General features: G+C 70.8%; 13 protein-coding genes. 6 read left to right on the top strand and 7 right to left on the bottom strand.

The window, feature by feature from the left end:
• Nucleotides 1–50 precede the first annotated feature (50 nt).
• From ACIA8D_RS05170 to ACIA8D_RS05160, 3 genes are all read right to left on the bottom strand, one after another.
• The gene (locus ACIA8D_RS05170; protein ID WP_399228816.1) at nucleotides 51–875 is read right to left on the bottom strand and encodes a hypothetical protein; all 825 of its coding nucleotides are present in this window, start codon (nucleotides 873–875) and stop codon (nucleotides 51–53) included.
• A gap of 182 nt (nucleotides 876–1057) precedes the next feature.
• Nucleotides 1058–2134 carry a metallophosphoesterase gene (locus ACIA8D_RS05165; protein WP_399228814.1) on the bottom strand — a complete coding sequence of 359 codons (1077 nt, stop codon included), beginning with the start codon at nucleotides 2132–2134 and terminating at the stop codon, nucleotides 1058–1060.
• A gap of 218 nt (nucleotides 2135–2352) precedes the next feature.
• Entirely contained in the window at nucleotides 2353–3465 is a 1113-nt protein-coding gene (locus ACIA8D_RS05160; protein ID WP_399228813.1) for a LacI family DNA-binding transcriptional regulator, read from the bottom strand.
• Nucleotides 3466–3831: 366 nt separating this feature from the next.
• On the opposite strand from ACIA8D_RS05160, the gene hisC reads away from it, so the two are divergent.
• The 6 genes from hisC (at nucleotide 3832) to ACIA8D_RS05130 (ending at nucleotide 14295) form a co-directional block, all read left to right on the top strand.
• Nucleotides 3832–4911, top strand: coding sequence for a histidinol-phosphate transaminase (gene hisC, locus ACIA8D_RS05155; RefSeq protein ID WP_399228810.1), 1080 nt, complete (start codon nucleotides 3832–3834; stop codon nucleotides 4909–4911).
• A 203-nt stretch (nucleotides 4912–5114) separates the two neighbouring features.
• Nucleotides 5115–6692 carry a cytochrome ubiquinol oxidase subunit I gene (locus ACIA8D_RS05150; RefSeq protein WP_399228809.1) on the top strand — a complete coding sequence of 526 codons (1578 nt, stop codon included), beginning with the start codon at nucleotides 5115–5117 and terminating at the stop codon, nucleotides 6690–6692.
• Between the two features lie 14 nt (nucleotides 6693–6706).
• On the top strand, nucleotides 6707–7711 hold the full coding sequence (gene cydB, locus ACIA8D_RS05145; RefSeq protein ID WP_399228806.1) for a cytochrome d ubiquinol oxidase subunit II: 1005 nt from the start codon (nucleotides 6707–6709) through the stop codon (nucleotides 7709–7711).
• 46 nt (nucleotides 7712–7757) lie between these two features.
• Nucleotides 7758–11258 carry a thiol reductant ABC exporter subunit CydD gene (gene cydD / locus ACIA8D_RS05140; protein WP_399228804.1) on the top strand — a complete coding sequence of 1167 codons (3501 nt, stop codon included), beginning with the start codon at nucleotides 7758–7760 and terminating at the stop codon, nucleotides 11256–11258.
• Between the two features lie 95 nt (nucleotides 11259–11353).
• Nucleotides 11354–13084, top strand: coding sequence for a GAF domain-containing protein (locus ACIA8D_RS05135; RefSeq protein ID WP_399228802.1), 1731 nt, complete (start codon nucleotides 11354–11356; stop codon nucleotides 13082–13084).
• A gap of 161 nt (nucleotides 13085–13245) precedes the next feature.
• Nucleotides 13246–14295 carry a M23 family metallopeptidase gene (locus ACIA8D_RS05130; RefSeq protein ID WP_399228801.1) on the top strand — a complete coding sequence of 350 codons (1050 nt, stop codon included), beginning with the start codon at nucleotides 13246–13248 and terminating at the stop codon, nucleotides 14293–14295.
• An 11-nt stretch (nucleotides 14296–14306) separates the two neighbouring features.
• Here ACIA8D_RS05130 and ACIA8D_RS05125 read toward each other — a convergent pair whose 3' ends face one another.
• The 4 genes from ACIA8D_RS05125 to ACIA8D_RS05110 form a co-directional block, all read right to left on the bottom strand.
• Entirely contained in the window at nucleotides 14307–15215 is a 909-nt protein-coding gene (locus ACIA8D_RS05125; protein WP_399228799.1) for an HAD-IIB family hydrolase, read from the bottom strand.
• 89 nt (nucleotides 15216–15304) lie between these two features.
• Nucleotides 15305–16258 carry an LLM class flavin-dependent oxidoreductase gene (locus ACIA8D_RS05120; protein WP_399228797.1) on the bottom strand — a complete coding sequence of 318 codons (954 nt, stop codon included), beginning with the start codon at nucleotides 16256–16258 and terminating at the stop codon, nucleotides 15305–15307.
• A 117-nt stretch (nucleotides 16259–16375) separates the two neighbouring features.
• Nucleotides 16376–16918 carry an RNA 2'-phosphotransferase gene (locus tag ACIA8D_RS05115; RefSeq protein WP_399228795.1) on the bottom strand — a complete coding sequence of 181 codons (543 nt, stop codon included), beginning with the start codon at nucleotides 16916–16918 and terminating at the stop codon, nucleotides 16376–16378.
• A 127-nt stretch (nucleotides 16919–17045) separates the two neighbouring features.
• A complete protein-coding gene (locus tag ACIA8D_RS05110) occupies nucleotides 17046–18020 on the bottom strand; it encodes a MerR family transcriptional regulator (protein ID WP_399229098.1) in 975 nt (324 codons plus the stop codon).
• Nucleotides 18021–18022 lie beyond the last annotated feature (2 nt).

The raw sequence follows: 18022 nt of genomic DNA, 5'->3' as shown, positions 1-18022 counted from the left end.
CCTCGTGCGCGAGGGGCCTCGTCGTCGAACGGCCCGGTGGCGCCGGAGGGTCAGTCCGGCTGGTGGTCGGGGCCGCCGAAGTCCGGGCTGGAGAAGTCCGGGCTCGAATAGCCGGCGCGCTGGCCCGTGGCCGTGCCGCCGCCGTCGGGGCTGCTGAACCCCGGCCTGTTGTAGCCGAGGTGCGGCATGCGCCCGCCGGAGCCGCCGCGGCCCCCGAGGGGTGAGCCGCCGCCCGCCGAGGGATCCGCCAGGGCGTCCCGCAGGAACGGCAGGATGCCCCGGTCCAGGAGCGCGACGCGCCAGGCCTCCCTGGCCTGCTTCACTTCCTCGCTCGCCTCGCCGTGCGTGCTCGCCTGGAGCGACGTCGAGCCGTTGCGCAACGCCGCGAGCAGCAGGCAGACCGCCGCGACGAGAATGCTCGCCGCGGTGATCGCGCCGAAGACCCAGCCGAAGGTGCGCAGGGTCCTGGCGAAGGCCGGTACCGGGTCGAGCATGCTCAGGACGTAGCCGACGATCAGGAAGATCAGGGCTGCGGTCCCGGCCAGGACAGGGGCGAGCACGACGGCGACCGCGGCGACGCCCGGTCCCGTGCTCTCCCCGCTGGAGTTGCCTCCTTCGCGTAGCGGACGCAGGAGCCGCGGTGTGGAGCGCAGTTCCTCGCGGACCTTGACGTAGCGCTGGTACTCGTCGGCGGCCGCCGTGTTGATCAGTGCGGCGGCGCCGAGCGCCATCGTGCGCAGCTGTTCGGGGTTGAGCCGCTGGCCCACTGCGGCGAGTTCAGGCCGATTCGGTGCGGTACGCAGCGCGTCATCGAGGAGCCGCTCGAACTCGGGACGGTCCTCGTTCAGCAAATGCGGAGCGCTGTTCATGTGCATCCCCCGATGCTCCGTAGGGCTTGGTGGCCCGCATGGGTGCGAGCCGTCGGGCAGAAACGGAGGGGAGCCTGCTACGGATAAGCCGATGGTAGAGCTGTCACGGCACGCGGTGACAGGGGGTTTCCGGAAATTGGCCCGGCGGCCGGTCGGATCCTCCGCTTTCGCGTGTTCTCCGCGAAGTCTCAGCCATCCATGGGGAGTTGCTGGACGAGCAGCTTTCCGGCCATGGTCACGCCGCCGTCCATGGCGATGGCCAGGCCGTTCGCGTACACGTGCGGGCCTTCGACCGGGGGCCTGCTGTCCTCGCTGTCCCCGTCCTCGCCACCGACCTCGCCGAGCAGGTACGGGATCGGGCTGTGGCCGTGCACGATGCGCGAACCGCCGAAGGCGTCGAGGAGCTGCCGCGCGGCGCCGGGCCCCGATTCCTCGTCCTTGAACGCGAACCGCTTGGTGAACTTGCGGAACAGGTCCCAGCACTCGTCCGCGTCATTGCGCGTGAGGGTCTCGCGCACCGTGTCGTTGACGGCCTCGATGGAGTCGCCGTAGTCGAGATACGCGGTGGTGTCCGAGTGCGTGAGCAGGTGGTCGTCCTCGATCTCGATCGCGTCGAGCCGGGACATCCACTGCAGATGCACGTCCTGGAGGCGGTCCATGTCGGCCTTCTGTCCGCCGTTGAGCAACCAGGCCGCCTGGAACGTGGCGGTGCCGGCTCCCGAGTTCACGGGCGTGTCGCCGAACCGCTTCGCGCCGAGCAGCAGCAGCTCGTGGTTGCCCATGAGCGCCTTGCAGTAGCCGCCCGCAGCCGCCGCCTCCGCGGACAGCCGCATGACGAGATCGATGACGCCGATCCCGTCGGGCCCGCGGTCGGTGAAGTCGCCGAGGAACCACAGGCGCGCGGTGCCCGCCGCCCAGTTGCCCTCGGCGTCGATCAGGCCCTTCTCGTGGAGGGCGGCGACCAGCTCGTCGAGATAGCCGTGCACATCGCCGACGACGTACAGCGGACCGAGGCCCTCGTCCCCCGTGGGCGCGGGCTGCGCCGTCTCGACCTGGACGGTGTCGCCCCGGTTGATGACCGGCAGATCGCGCTCCGTCGGCGTGTAGCCCTCGGGATACGCCTCGGGATTCTCGGCGCCGGGCGCGGGGACGTCGGGGTCCGTCGGCTGAACGTTCGCCGGTACGTCATGGACGTACGCGGGAACACGGAAGTCGCGCAGCGTCTCCGTGCCCGCTGCGGGTCCCGGACCGGCCCCCTGAGTCATCGACCCCTCCACCACCATTGCGCCGCCTGTGCACCGTATCGGACTGCCTGGTCGCAGCGGCCCGCGGTGTCGTGCGCCCATCATAGGAATGCGGCTCGCGCTGTGTGATGCACCAGGGGTGGTGAATCGGTGACGGGCGGCTGATCGCCGTGCATTTCTCCCGAATTGGTGTGGACTTTTCTCTTCGGAGGAGTCGATGGAGAGGGTGGGCGGGGTACTCAGCTCTGTCCCGGAGAGCGCGGCGGACTGACCGTGGTGCGGTGCGGGCGCCGCTGGGACGAGGTCCGCACGATGAGATCGGTCGGCATCACCTGCTCGACCGGCTGGTCGGATTCGACGCCTTCGATGGCGTCGATGAGGAGCTGCACGACGGACGTTCCGATCCGCCGCGGTTTGAGCGAGAGGGTGGTGATGGGCGGTTCCGTGTTCGCGTAGACATTCGACTCGCTGCAGCAGACCAGCAGCAGGTCGTCCGGGACGCGCAGCCCGTAGCGGCGTGCCGCGGCGAGCAGATCGGTCCCGTTGGGATCGAAGAGGCCGTAGACCGCGTCGGGGCGGTCGGGCCGGGCGAGCAGCCGGTCGGCCGCGACGGCCCCCGCGCAGGGGTCGTGCGCGGGGTACGACTCGTAGACCGGTTCCTGTCCGATCCGCTCGCACCAGCGCAGATACGCCGAGGTGGAGAGATGTGTGTACGTGTCGGTGGTGGTGCCGGTCAGCAGTCCGATGCGGCGCGCGCCGGACTCGGCGAGGTGGTCGAGGATGCCGAGCACGGCGGCCTCGTGGTCGTTGTCGACCCAGGCGGTCACGGGCAGGGTGCCCGCGGGACGTCCGTCGGAGACGACGGGCAGGCCCTGGCGGACCAGCTCGGTGACGACCGGATCATGGTCGGAGGGGTCGATGACGACGGTGCCGTCGAGTGCGACGTTCGACCACACGTCGTGGCGTGAGGTGGCGGGCAGGATGACGAGGGCGTACCCGCGGGCGAGCGCGGCGGAGGTGGCGGCGCGGGCCATCTCCGCGAAGTACGCGAATTCTGTGAAGGTGAAAGGTTCATCCCCGTACGTCGTCACGGTCAGGCCGATGAGGCCCGATTTCCCGGTACGGAGCGTGCGAGCGGCCGCGGAGGGGCGATAGCCCAACCGATCGGCGACCTCGCGGACGTGGCGTCGGGTGGCGTCCGGGAGCCTGCCCTTACCGTTGAGCGCATCGGACACAGTCGTGATCGAGACCCCGGCGGCTGCGGCAACGTCTCTGATGCCTGCCCGGCCCGGCCGGGTGCCCCTGCGGGTCGTCTCTGCCCGGCTCACCTGGTGCTTCCCTGCTGCTGTCATGGCGAGCCGATAGTAGGGCTCATTCGGCTGCATGGTGGGGGAGCATATGCAGGCGTTGACAGGCACGTTTCTGCAAGGTGATTACCCATCATCAACCTTTAAATAAAAGGAAGTTGATGGTCCTGACTATGGCACACCGCTTGTCGTCGCGTGCGGGCCTGCCAAGTCGGCGATGTTGCGAGTAGGTCTCAACTCACCTTCACGGGTGATGCGCGCCACGGCGTGAGCCACCGGCGCGCGCCGGGACGGGGAGCGCTCCCCCCTCCACGCACGCCTTGGGCGGGGTCGGGACCCGGGCCATTGGGGAGCGCGGCGAATCCTCTTAAGGTGAGCAGTATTGGAACGGTGCCCACAAGGAGGACTGCGGTGAGCGAGATCAACCCCAAGCTGCGTGCGGAGCTGGCGGGGATCCCTGCCTACAAGCCCGGAAAGCCGGCCGCTGCCGGGGGGCCGGTGGCGTACAAGCTGTCCTCCAACGAGAATCCGTATCCGCCGCTGCCCGGAGTGATGGAGCAGGCGATCGCCGCCGCGGGGACCTTCAACCGCTACCCGGACATGGCGTGCACCGGCCTGATGAACGAGCTGGCCGACCGTTTCGGTGTGCCCGTCAGTCATCTGGCCACGGGAACCGGCTCGGTCGGGGTCGCGCAGCAGCTGCTCCAGGCGACCTCGGGGCCGGGTGACGAGGTCATCTATGCCTGGCGGTCCTTCGAGGCGTACCCGATCATCACGCAGATCAGCGGCGCGAAGTCGGTGCAGGTGCCGCTCACGCCGAGCGAGGACCACGACCTCGACGCCATGATCGACGCGATCACGGACCGCACCCGCCTGATCTTCGTCTGCAACCCCAACAACCCCACGGGGAACGCCATCCGCCGGGCCGAGCTGGAGCGGTTCCTCGACCGGGTGCCCTCCGACGTCCTGGTGGTCCTCGACGAGGCGTACCGCGAGTTCATCCGCGACACCGAGGTGCCGGACGGCGTCGAGATCTACCGGGACCGGCCGAACGTGGCGGTGCTGCGGACCTTCTCGAAGGCGTACGGGCTCGCGGGGCTGCGGGTCGGCTTCGCCATCGCGCACGAGCCGGTCGCCGCGGCGCTGCGCAAGACGGCGGTCCCTTTCGGTGTGAGCCAGCTCGCACAGGACGCGGCGGTCGCCTCGCTGCGCGCGGAGGACGAGCTGCTCGGCCGGGTCGGTTCGCTGGTGGCCGAGCGGGCGCGGGTCGTCGAGGGCCTGCGGGCGCAGGGCTGGACGGTGCCCGAGACGCAGGCCAACTTCGTGTGGCTGCGCCTGGGGGAGAAGACGATGGACTTCGCGGCGGCCTGTGAGCAGGCGGGCGTGGTCGTACGGCCGTTCGCGGGCGAGGGCGTGCGGGTCACGGTCGCGGAGACCGAGGCCAGTGACATCTTCCTGCAGGCGGCCGAGGAGTTCCGCAAGGAGCTCTAGGGCGCCGCGCGTTGGCGCGCGGATCGTAGTGACAGGGGTCTCCCGGATTAACGGGGGACCCCCCTTCGTATGCCGACCACCAGTACGACATAATGCTTGTGAATGTGAACGCGTTCACAAGCGTGTCCCGGTTCCTCCCGGGATTCGTGGGATTAAAGGGGCAAACTGCCGCTGTGACCACGGCGATGTAAGGAGAAGACGCAGTGGACCCGACAACGGTCGCCCTCGCGCCGGAGACCCTGGCGCGATGGCAGTTCGGCATCACCACCGTCTACCACTTCCTGTTCGTCCCGCTGACGATCTCCCTGGCCGCGCTCACGGCGGGCCTGGAGACGGCATGGGTGCGCACGGGCAAGGAGAAGTACTTCCACGCCACGAAGTTCTGGGGGAAGCTTTTCCTGATCAATATCGCGATCGGTGTCGCGACCGGTCTCGTGCAGGAGTTCCAGTTCGGCATGAACTGGTCGGACTACTCGAAGTTCGTCGGTGACGTCTTCGGTGCCCCGCTCGCGATGGAGGCGCTGATCGCCTTCTTCTTCGAGTCCACCTTCATCGGGCTGTGGATCTTCGGCTGGGACAAGCTGCCGAAGAAGCTCCACTGCGCCTGCATGTGGATGGTGTCGATCGGCACGCTGGCCTCCGCCTACTTCATCCTGGCGGCCAACTCCTGGATGCAGCACCCGGTCGGCTACGAGATCGACAAGCAGACCGGGGTGGCCCGGCTCAACGACATCGGGCACGTCCTCTTCCAGAACACCGCGATCGTCCAGTTCGCGCACACCGTCTCCTCCGCCTTCCTGACCGGCGGAGCCTTCATGATCGGTATCGCCAGTTTCCTGCTGTGGAAGATCAAGAAGCAGAAGGAAGCCGGCGAACAGGTCGACCGGAAGCGGACCATCACGCTGCGAAGCTCGCTGCGGATCGGCCTTGTCACCACGATGATCGCGGGTGTCCTGGTCGCCCTCTCCGGCGACCAGCTGGCCAAGGTGATGTTCAAGCAGCAGCCCATGAAGATGGCGGCGGCCGAGGCCCTGTGGGACACCGAATGCCCCGCGCCGTTCTCCGTCTTCGCGGTCGGTGACGTGACGCAGGGGCGCAACTCCGTCGAGATAGAGCTTCCGGGCCTGCTGTCCTTCCTGGCCGACAGCAACTTCAGCAGCTGTGTCCCGGGCATCCACGAGACCGCCAAGGCCGAGGCCGAGAAGTACGGCGGCCAGCCCGAGGACTACGTACCGAACATCTTCGTCACCTTCTGGGGCTTCCGCCTGATGATCGGCATCGGGCTCACCGCCGCCGTCGCCGCGGGCGCCGGATTCTGGCTGACGCGGAAGAGGCGATGGCTGTTGCCCGAGCATCGAAGGGGTGAGGACGAAATCCCCAAGCTGATGCTCACCAACAAGAAGGAACTCGGCCCGACCGTCACGAAGTGGGGCTGGCGGGTCGGCATGGCCTCGCTGATCTTCCCCTTCATCGCCAACTCCATCGGCTGGATCTTCACCGAGATGGGCCGTCAGCCCTGGGCCGTCTTCGGACTGTTCAAGACCGCCGACTCGGTCTCCCCCGGTGTCAGCCAGACCGAGATGGCGATCTCGCTGACCGCGCTGACCCTGCTGTACGCGGTGCTGTTCTGGATCAACGTACGGCTCATGAAGAAGTACGCCGTCAAGGGTCCGGACACGGACGAGGAGCCGCCCACCAAGGACCCGAAGCTGCGTGGTCCGTCGGGGGACGACTCCGATGACGACGACGATGCCGACAAGCCACTGACCTTCGCGTACTGAGAGGAGAAAGCGCCATGGGCCTCAACGACTTCTGGTTCCTTCTGATCGCCGTTCTGTGGACCGGCTACTTCTTCCTCGAAGGCTTTGACTTCGGGGTGGGCATCCTCACGCGGCTGCTCGCGCGCGACAGGACCGAGCGGCGCGTGCTGATCAACATCATCGGTCCTGTGTGGGACGGCAACGAGGTCTGGCTGCTGACCGCCGCCGGCGCCATGTTCGCCGCGTTCCCCATTTGGTACGCGACGTTCTTCAGCGCCTTCTACCTGCTGCTCGTGATCGCGCTGCTGCTGCTGATCGTGCGGGTGCTGTCCTTCGAGTACCGGCACAAGCGGCCGGAGGAGAGCTGGCAGCGCAACTGGGAGCTGGTGCTCTTCGTCAGCTCGCTGCTGCTGCCGTTCCTGTGGGGCGTGATGTTCGCCAACATGGTGCACGGTGTGCCGATCAACTCCCAGCAGGACTTCGCTGGTTCGCCCGCCGACCTGCTGACCTGGTGGGGACTGCTCGGCGGGCTCGCCTTCACCGCCGTGTGCACCCTGCACGGGGCCGTGTTCACCGCGCTGAAGACGGTGGGCGACATCCGGGTGCGGGCGCGGGCGCTCGCCACCAAGGCAGGGGTGGCCACCGTGCTGCTGGGCGGTGGATTCCTCGCCTGGATCCAGGTCGAGAGCGGGACGGCGTGGACCGCGGTGGCGTTCGCCGTGGCGGTCGTCGGGCTGCTCGGGACGCTCGCGATGAACGCCAAAGGGCGCGAGGGCTGGGCCTTCAGCTTCAACGGGGTCGCGATCGCGGCCGTGGTGGCGGCGATCTTCCTGGCCCTGGTGCCGAACGTCATGCCGTCCTCGCTCAACGAGGCGTGGAACCTGACGATCGACAACACGTCCTCGGGTGCCTACACGCTGAAGGTCATGACCTGGGTCGCCGGGATCATGACACCGCTGGTCCTGCTCTACCAGGGCTGGACCTACTGGGTGTTTCGCAAGCGGCTCGGCACGAAGAACATTCCTGTCGAGGCGCACTGAACGCCTTCGCCCTGTCTGCGTTCGTCTACGTGAGGGTGTGTTTCACGTGAAACCGATCGACCAGCGTCTGTTCCGGTACGGCCGGGCCTCTCGCCTCTTCCTGATCGCGGTGGTGGCCCTGGGCGCCGCCGGGGCGGGCCTGGTCATCGCGCAGGCGATGCTCATCGCCGAGATCGTGGTGGGCGCGTTCCAGCACGGCCTCGACGTGGCCGAACTGCGCACCCCGCTGCTCCTGTTGGTGGCCGTCGCGGCCGGGCGCGGGCTCGTGTCCTGGCTGACCGAGTTGGCCGCGCACCGGGCGAGCGCGGCGGTCAAGTCGGAGCTGCGCAGGCGGCTGTTGGAGCGGGCCTCGCAGCTCGGCCCGGGGTGGTTGAGCGGCCAGCGCACCGGGTCGCTCGTGGCTCTCGCGACGCGCGGCGTGGACGCCCTCGACGACTACTTCTCCCGCTATCTGCCCCAGTTGGGGCTCGCGGTGGTCGTCCCGGTGGCGGTGCTCGCCCGCGTCGTGACCGAGGACTGGGTGTCGGCGGCGATCATCGTCGGCACGCTGCCCCTCATCCCGATCTTCATGATGCTCATCGGCTGGGCGACCCAGTCCCGGATGGACCGCCAGTGGCGGCTGCTCTCCCGCCTCTCGGGGCACTTCCTGGACGTGGTCGCGGGCCTGCCGACGCTGAAGGTGTTCGGCCGCGCCAAGGCGCAGGCCGAGTCCATCCGCAAGATCACCGGCGAGTACCGCAGGGCGACGATGCGCACGCTGCGAATCGCCTTCCTCTCCTCGTTCGCGCTGGAGCTGCTTGCCACGCTGTCGGTCGCGCTCGTCGCCGTGACCATCGGCATGCGCCTCGTGCACGGCGAGATGGACCTGTACATCGGGCTCGTGATCCTGGTGCTCGCGCCCGAGGCGTATCTGCCGCTGCGGCAGGTGGGCGCGCAGTACCACGCGGCGGCCGAGGGGCTCGCCGCGGCGGAGGAGATCTTCGCGGTGCTCGAGTCGCCGCTGCCCGAGGACGGCACGCGGGGTGTGCCCACGGCCGGCGGAATCGGGTTCGAAAGCGTTTCGGTCCGCTACGAAGGACGGTCCTCGGAGGCCGTCTCCGAGGTCTCCTTCCAGGTCGCCGAGGGCGAGACCGTGGCCCTCGTGGGTCCGAGCGGTGCGGGCAAGTCGACCCTGATCGGCGCCCTGTTGGGCTTCGTACGCCCCTGCGGTGGGCGGATCTCCGTCGGCGGTGTCGACCTCGCCGAGGTGTCGCGCGAGGCGTGGCACGCGCGCGTGGCGTGGGTTCCGCAGCGGCCGCAGCTGTACGCCGGGTCGATCGCGGACAACGTGCGGCTCGCGCGGCCGGAGGCCGACGACGCCGCGGTGCTCGCCGCGCTGCGGGAGGCAGGCGCCCAGGAGTTCGTCGAGGCGCTGCCCCAGGGCGCGGCGACGGTGCTCGGAGAGGACGGCGCCGGGCTCTCTGCCGGGCAGCGGCAGCGGCTCGCGCTGGCGCGGGCGTTCCTCGCGGACCGGCCGGTCGTGCTGCTCGACGAGCCCACGGCAGCGCTCGACGGGGAGACCGAGGCCGGCATCGTCGACGCGGTGCGCAGGCTCGCCGTGGGGCGGACCGTGCTGCTCGTCGTGCACCGTCCCGCGCTGCTCGCCGTCGCGGACCGGGTCGTACGGATCGAGGCGCCAGGCGCGGTACCGGCGCAGGCACGTGGCGCGGTGCAGGGGAGCACGAGTGAGCAGGCCCTGGCCGAGGCCGTCGAGAGCACATCGGCGGACGTGCGGGGCGATGCGCCGGCGGACGGGCGGCATTTGCTCGCACGGCTGCGCGCCGCCGCCAGGCCGCGCCGCTCGCGGCTCGGGCTCGCCCTGCTGCTCGGCGCGCTCGCGCTCGGCAGCGCGGTCGGTCTGATGGCGACGTCCGGGTGGCTGATCTCGCGGGCCTCGCAGATGCCGCCGGTGCTGTACCTGATGGTCGCGGTGACGGCCACGCGCGCGTTCGGCATCGGGCGGGCCATCTTCCGGTACCTGGAGCGGCTCGTGTCGCACGACTTGGTGCTGCGGATGCTGGCCGACACCCGGGTCGCCGTGTACCGGCGTCTGGAGCGGCTCGCGCCCGCAGGGCTGCGCACGCAGCGGCGCGGCGACCTGCTCTCCCGGCTCGTCGCGGACGTGGACGCGCTGCAGGACTACTGGCTGCGCTGGCTGTTGCCCGCGTCGGTCGCCGCGCTCGTGGGCGCGGGCTCGGTGGCGTTCACCGCGTGGCTGCTGCCCGCCGCGGGTGCCGTGCTCGCCGTGGGGCTGCTGCTCGCCGGTGTCGGGGTGCCGCTGCTGTCCGGCGCGGTGTCCCGGCGCGCCGAGCGGAGGCTGGCCCCCGCGCGCGGGGCGCTCGCCACGAAGGTGGCCGAACTGCTCACCGGCACCGCCGAACTGACGGTCTTCGGCGCGCTGCCGCGCCGTACGAAGGAGGCCGCGGAGGCCGACTCCGTGCTGACCCGGATCGCCTCGCGCGGGGCCACCGCGACCGCGCTCGGCGACGGACTCACCGCGCTGATCACCGGCCTGACCGTGGCGGCCGCCGCGCTCGTCGGCATCCAGGGCGTGCGCTCGGGCCAGCTCCACGGGGTGTCGCTCGCGGTCGTCGTCCTGACGCCGCTCGCCGCGTTCGAGGCGGTGCTCGGCCTGCCGCTCGCCGTGCAGCACCGCCAGCGCGTCCACAAGAGCGCCGAGCGGGTCTACGAGGTCCTGGACGCGCCGGAACCCGTCCGGGAGCCCGAGCGGCCCGCCCGGGTGCCGCAGGACCCCTTCCCGCTCGTCGTGCGCGGCCTCACCGCCCGCTACGAGGGTCAGGACCGGGACGCGCTCGCCGGTCTCGACCTCGCGCTGGAGCGGGGCCGCCGCGTCGCCGTCGTCGGCCCCTCGGGGTCGGGCAAGACGACCCTCGCGCAGGTGCTGCTGCGCTTCCTCGACGCGGACGCCGGGACGTACACGCTCGGCGGCGTCGAAGCGGCGGCCCTCGACGGCGACGCGGTCCGGCGGATCGTCGGGCTGTGCGCCCAGGACGCGCACCTCTTCGACAGCAGCCTCCGCGAGAACCTGCTGCTCGCCAAGAAGGACGCCACCGAGGACGAGCTGTGGGCCGTGCTCGGCCGCGTACGGCTACGGGAGTGGGCGCAGACGCTGCCGGACGGGATCGACACCCTGGTGGGTGAGCATGCCGCGCGTCTCTCGGGCGGCCAGCGGCAGCGGCTCGCGCTCGCCCGCGCGCTGCTCGCCGACTTCCCTGTCCTCGTGCTCGACGAGCCCGCCGAACACCTCGACCTGGAGACGGCCGACGCGCTCACGGCGGACCTCCTGGACGTCACGCGCGGGCGGACGACGGTGTTGATCACGCACCGGCTCGCCGGTCTGGAGGCCGTGGACGAGGTGCTCGTGCTCGATGGCGGGCGGGTCGCCCAGCGCGGCCCGTACGCCGAGCTGGCCGCGGCCGAGGGACCGCTGCGGGAGCTGCGGCTGCGGGAGGGCGCGGCGGAGGCGCTGGCGGGCGCGGAGAGCTGAGGACCCGCCTCGACCCCGGCGCCCACCCGCCCCGGGTCCTCTACTCACCCGGATCCCGACTTTCCTCGTCAATTGGTAATAATTAGGCTCGTCGCATGGCAGCACCCACGGACCCCGGCGCCTCGCAGGCGGCCGAGCCCGCAACGGCCTCCCTGGAGGCGGCGACCCAGGCGACCCGCAGCCTTCACGGTCTGTCGGCCGAGTTGACCGCCCGGCTGCCGCAGCTCCTGGAAGCGATGCGTTCCGTGGGCACGGGGCTCGAGCTGCACACCACGCTCGACCGGATCTGCGAGACGGCCGCCGAGCTGACCGACGCCAAGTACGCCGCGATCGGCGTCGTCGACGAGGACGGCGAGGGGCTCTCGGACTTCGTCTACACCGGGGTCGACGCGGAGACCGCGCAGCGCATCGGGCGGCTGCCCGACGGCCACAGGGGGCTGCTCGGCGCGCTCATCCATGACCCCGTGTCCCTGCGCCTCGCGAACCTGGCGGACGACCCGCGCTCCTGCGGTTTTCCCGCGAACCATCCGCCGATGCACACGTTTCTCGGCCTCCCCATCCGCGTACAGGGCGAGATCTTCGGAAACCTCTACCTCACGGAGAAGCACGGCGGCGGCGAGTTCAACGACGACGACCTGAACATGGTCCGGGTGCTCGCCACGGAGGCGGGCATCGCCATCGGCAACGCGCGCCTCTACGAAGCGGCCAAGCAGCGCGAGCGGTGGATCGACGGCTCGGTGGCGGTGACCACCGCGCTCCTTTCGGGCGGTGACGCGGACGACGCGCTCCAGGTGGTCGCCGAACAGTCCCGGCACCTCTCGGACTCCGCCGCCGGCATCGTCATGCTGCCCGCGGAGGAGGGCGGCATGGAGATCGTCGCCGTCGACTCGGACGAGCCCTCCACCGCGCTCGGCGTGATCGTGCCGCCGGAGAGCGAGGTGATCTCCGAACTGCTCGAAGGGCACGCCGTGTTCGTCGACGAGATGGCCACCGACCCCCGCATGCTGACCGACCTCGCGCGGGACTACGGGCCGTCCATGATGCTGCCCCTCCAGAGCGGTGGGCGGGTCCTGGGGACGTTGGTGATGACCCGCGCGCGTGGGGGGCGTCCTTTCAGCGAGGCGGAGCGCACCCTGGCCACCCAGTTCGCCTCCCAGGCCGCGCTCGCCCTGGTCTCGGCCGACGCGCAGCGCGACCGGGAGCGGCTCGCCGTCCTGGAGGACCGCGACCGGATCGCGCGCGATCTGCACGACCTCGTCATCCAGCGCCTGTTCGCCACCGGGATGATGCTGGAGACCGCCCAGCGCCGCTCCGTGGTGCCCGAGGTGCAGACCGGCGTCGGCAAGGCGGTCGACGAGCTCGACACCACGATCCAGGAAATCCGCACCGCGATCTTCGCGCTCCAGCAGGGACCCGCCGAGGCGCCGTCGGGGCTGCGCACCAAGGTGCTCCGCGAGATCAACATGGCCGCCGTACCGCTCGGGTTCAAGCCCTCGCACCGCTTCCTCGGGCCCGTCGACACGGTCGTCGGGGAGCTCACCGGCAAGCACCTCATCGCGGCGCTGCGCGAGGCCCTCTCGAACGCGTTCCGGCACGCGGAGGCCGACCGCATCGACGTCGTCGTGGACGCCACCGTGCTCCTCCCCGACGGGCGGCAGGGCGTCCGCCTGACGGTCGCGGACGACGGTGTGGGCATCCAGGAGGGCGGGCGCCGCAGTGGCCTGAAGAACCTCCGCAAGCGGGCCGAGTCGCTGGGCGGCGCCAGTTGGTACGGGGCGGGCCTGGACGGGGCCGGCACGACGGTGGTCTGGCAGGCGCCCTACTGAGGGCTGGGCCCCGCTGTCGGAGGGGCCGTTCGGAGGGGGTTCGGAGGGGCCGTCCCCCGACCCGGTTTGGCGGTACGTTCCTGAGCCGTACGGGGCACCCGTTCCCTCGCCCGTACCAGCTCCACATGAAGCCCGGCGTGCGGCGGTCGACGATCCGATGCATGCGTCCTGGACCCCGCAGAACCAGCAGATCGCTCGTCCTCCCGGTGCTGCTGTGCGCCCTCGTGGCCCTCGGGGGCCCGCCCACGCTCTCCCAGGGTGCGGAGGGACCGGAGGCGAGCGCGGACGTCGCGCGCCTCTACGAGCAGGCGTCCACGGCGACGCAGCGCTACGAAGCGGGCCGCAAGGCGGCCTCCGCGCAGCAGGCGAAGGCGCGGTCGATGGAGCGGCTGCTCGTGCGGGAGCGGCGGCAGATCTCCGCGCTGCACGAGGACCTCGGCCGGATCGCCCGCGCCCAGTACCGCAGCGGCGGCGACATCCCGATCACGGCGCAGATGCTGCTCGCCGAGAACCCCGAGAAGCTGATGCACGGTCAACGGGCGGTCTGGCAGGCCGATCTGGCCCTCAACAACGCCGTGGACAAGAGCAGCCGCGCCGAGCGCCGGCTCGCGGACGGGCAGCGCAGGGCGGCGGACGCGTGGCGCTCACTGAAGGAGCGCAACGCACGACTCGTCATCCTTAAGAAGGGCATCGAAAACAAGCTCGAAACGGCGCGTTGGCAGCTCCAGGGGCAGGCGGACACGTCGGTCGCCGCGGGCAAGTGCAGGGGCGCCGTACGCCTCAAGGAGCCGAAGAACTCAACCACGCGCGCGTGGGTGCCTCCTGTGAAGAAGTACGAGCTGTCCGCGGGCTTCGACAGCGCGGGCGAGCGCTGGTCGCACCGGCACACCGGACAGGACTTCGCGGTCGACATCGGCACACCGGTGCGGTCGGCGGGCGCGGGCCGCGTGGTGAGCGTGTCCTGCGGCGGCGCCTTCGGCATCGAGATCGTCGTGCGGCACCCCGACGGCTACTACACGCAGTACGCGCATCTCGCCGCGGTCACCGTCGACCAGGGGCAGAAGGTCCGCGCGGGGCAGTGGATCGGCCAGTCGGGCACCACCGGCAACTCGACGGGGCCGCACCTCCACTTCGAGGTGCGGCTCACGCCGTATCTGGGGTCCGGGGTGGACCCGGTGCCATGGTTCGCCGAGCGCCACGTGAAGCTGTAGGCGCCGTGGCGCTACGAGGCGGGGACGTGCGCGGCCAGGATGTCCTCGATGACGCGGGCCACGCCGTCCTCGTTGTTGGTCGCGGTGCGGCCGGTCGCCGAGGCCAGGACCTCGGGGTGCGCGTTGCCCATCGCGTACGACGTGCCCGCCCAGGCGAGCATCTCCATGTCGTTGGGCATGTCCCCGACGGCGACCACCTCGGTGGGCGCGATGCCGCGCTCCGCGCAGCACATGGCGAGCGTGCTCGCCTTGGAGACGCCGGGGCCGCTGATCTCCAGGAGCGCGCTCGGGCTCGACCGGGTGATGGCCGCCCGGGCGCCCACCCCCGCGCGGGCCAGCGCCAGGAACGCGTCGGGGTCGAGCTCGGGGTGGTACGCGAGGAGCTTGAGCACCGGCTGGTCCGCGACGGCCGCGCCCTCGAAGTCGGCGGCCAGCAACTTCTCCGCGGGGGCGACGGTCTCCCCGGGGTCCAGGTGCAGCGGCGGGTACCCCGGCTCGTGGTGCAGGCCGCCGGTGCGCTCGACGGCGAAGGTCGTGCCGGGGGCGGTCGCGCGCAGGACGCGGACGACGTCGAGCGCGTCCGGGACCGTCAGTTCGCGGATCTTGACGAAGCGGTGCTCTCCCGCGCCGCCGTGCAGGTCGACGACGGCTGCGCCGTTCCCGCAGATCGCCAGGCCGTGGCCGTGCACATGGTCGCTGACGACGTCCATCCAGCGGGCCGGGCGGCCCGTCACGAAAAAGACCTCGATGCCGGCCTCCTCCGCGGCGGCGAGCGCGGCGACCGTACGCGGCGAAACGGTCTTGTCGTCGTGCAGCAACGTTCCGTCGAGGTCGGTGGCGATCAGCCGGGGCGTGGGGGCGGAGGGGGCCGGAGTCCGGGGCCCGGGAGTCGGTGAGGTCACCGACCCATGGTCGCGCATATGCGTGCACGGGCGTGCTGCGGGGCGCACAGATGAGTACGCAGCTGGCTCATGCGCCCCGCCCGGTTCCCGGTGTGACGGAGTCCGTTTCAGTCGAGTTGGGCCAGGGCCTCCGTGGCGATCGACTCGAAGGTCTTCTGGTCGGCCGCGAAGGCGGTGTCGGGGATCGGCCAGTGCAGGACGAGTTCGGTGAAGCCCAGCTCCCGGTGCCTGCCCGCGAAGTCCACGAAGGCGTCGACGGAGGTGAGGGGGCGGGTGCGGTCCGGGGTGAAGCCGGTGAGCAGGATCTTCTCCGGTTCGTCCGCGTCGCGGCCGATGGCCTCGCACGCGGCGGTCAGCTTCGAGACCTGCCCGCGAATGGCCTGAATCGATTCCTCCGGGGTGCCCGTCTCGTACAGCTTCGGGTCGCCGGTGGTCACCCACGCCTGCCCGTGCCGCGCGGCGAGCTTCAGGCCGCGCGGCCCCGTCGCGGCCACCGCGAACGGCAGCCGGGGGCGCTGCACGCAGCCCGGAATGTTCTGGGCGCCGACGTCGCCGCCCGCCGAGTAGAAGGTCCCGTCGTACGAGACCGTGTCCTCGGTGAGCAGCCGGTCGAGCAGCGGCACGAACTCCGCGAACCGGTCGGCCCGCTCGCGCGGCGTCCACGGCTCCTGCCCGCTGTGCGCGAGGGCGCTCGCGTCGAAGCCCGTGCCGCCCGCGCCGATGCCGAGCGTGATCCGGCCACCGGAGATGTCGTCGAGCGAGAGCAGCTCCTTGGCGAGGGTGACGGGGTGCCGGAAGTTCGGCGAGGTCACGAGGGTGCCCAGGCGGATCCGCTCGGTGGCGGTGGCCGCGGCCGTCAGCGTCGGGACCGCCCCGAACCACGGCCCGTCCCGGAACGGCACGCGCCAGGACAGATGGTCGTACGTGTATGCGGTGTGGAAGCCCAGCTCCTCCGCGCGCAGCCAGGTCTCGCGGGCGCCCTCGTGCCAGCGCCGGTGGGGCAGGATCACGGTGCTCAGGCGCAGCGGGCGAGGGGGCGTGGCGGGAGCGTTCTCGTTCATACCCGCGAGCGTATGCGGAGCGGCCACGGCGGACCTCCGGGGCGGTCGCGGCGGACCTCCGAGGCGGGTTCGCGGGGGCGTGCGGGGCGGGTCCTCCGGGTGGTCGCCAGCGCGGGCTCAGCCCGGAAAGCGCAGGTGGCGTGGGGGAACGGCGGCGGTGAGCCAGACGCCGTTGGCGCTCAGCCGGAACGTATGACCCGCGCGCCGCATGGCGCCCGCGTCGACGGGGATCACCACGGGCCGGCCACGACGGGCGCCGACCCGGGTGGCGGTCTCGCGGTCGGCGGAGAGGTGCACGTCGTGCCGGTTCATCGGCTTCAGGCCCTCGTGGCGGATCGCGTCGAGGAAGCGGGCGACGGTGCCGTGGTACAGGTACGCGGGCGGTTCGGCCGTGGGCAGGCCGAGGTCCACCGCGACCGAGTGGCCCTGGCTCGCGCGGATTCGGGAGCCGTCGACGGCGAAGCGCCGCTTGTCGTTCTCGGCGACCACCCGCTCCAGCTCGGCCCGCTCGATGGGGAAGCCGTGCGCGCGGGCCGCCTCGGGCAGCGCGTCGATCTCCACCCAGCCCGCCTCGTCGAGCGTCAGGCCGATGCGCTCCGGCTCGTGCCGCAGGTGCTTGGAGAGGTACTTCGAGACCTTGACGGCACGTTGCTCGTTCATGGCGTCAGGTTGCCCGCGAGGACCTCCGTCGTGCACGCGAATTTCTTTCGCGAATTTCGACCCGCATGTTTGATCCACAGCCAAGTCCAGTTATCCACAGGCCAGTTGGCGATTCTGTGGACAACTCTCAGGCAGAAAAGCCCTTTTGGTCAACATTGGGCGTATTGCTGGTATTTGAGGTCAATGCATCCAATGTCCTTGCCTGTACCTCCCGTTCGGCTGCTGCCGCGATGAACGTCGAGACGTGCTCCGGTCCAACAAGGCTGCGCACGGCCCGCATTGTCGTCGCGGGTAGCGCGACGGATTGCGGCTCGTCGATCACGTCGGCGGATGTTTCCTCGGCAAGGTGGTGGCGGAGGTGCCGGGTGGCGAACAGCCGCATCGCACGAGCCAGTTCGGCGTCCACGGACTGCTGCGCGAGCGGCCGCAGCCTTCGCACGAGCGAGGCCGCTTCGGCCGCTTCCGCGTCCGTCGGCGGCTCCGGACCGAGATAGCGCGCGAAAACGTGCTCGGTGGTGAACTCCAGGAAACGCGCCGCTATATGTTCGACGTGCCCCCTCAACTCCCTTAGATGGCCCGAGATTGCGGACAGCGGGACACCCGCCGCGTGCAACTCCGCCGCCACAGCCAGCTCTTGAGGGCTTGGGACGAGGAACTCGTCGTCCCCGCCGGGTACGCGCTCGAGCACGCCGAGTTCGAGCGCGTCCAGCACGGCGGCCTCGTCGGGGTCGCCGCCGAACGTCTCGTCCAGCTCGGCGCGCGTGATGCGCCCCGCCCGCTCGTCCGTCCACGGCCCGTCCACCTCCGCGACCAGACCGAGCACGCCGCCCAGGCCGCGCCCCGCGTCCCACGCCTCCAGCAACTCTTTGATGGACGCCAGGGTGTAGCCGCGGTCCAGCAGGTCGGCGATCTGGCGCAGTCGGGACAGATGCGCGTCCGTGTAGACGTTCGCCCGGCCGCGCCGCTCGGGGCGCGGCAGCAGCCCGCGGTCCTGGTAGGCGCGGATCGTGCGCACCGTGGCACCGCTGTGGTGGGCCAGGTCCTCGATCCGGAACTCGGCGGTCGACTGCCCCGCCTTCTCCCGCGTCCCCGGCGCGTCGATGC

It is taken from the genome of Streptomyces sp. NPDC051684 (assembly GCF_044453445.1).
In the GTDB taxonomy this organism is placed as follows: Bacteria; Actinomycetota; Actinomycetes; order Streptomycetales; family Streptomycetaceae; genus Streptomyces.
The sequence above is the reverse complement of the archived record's forward strand: the minus strand, read 5'-3'. Positions and strand labels throughout refer to the sequence as shown.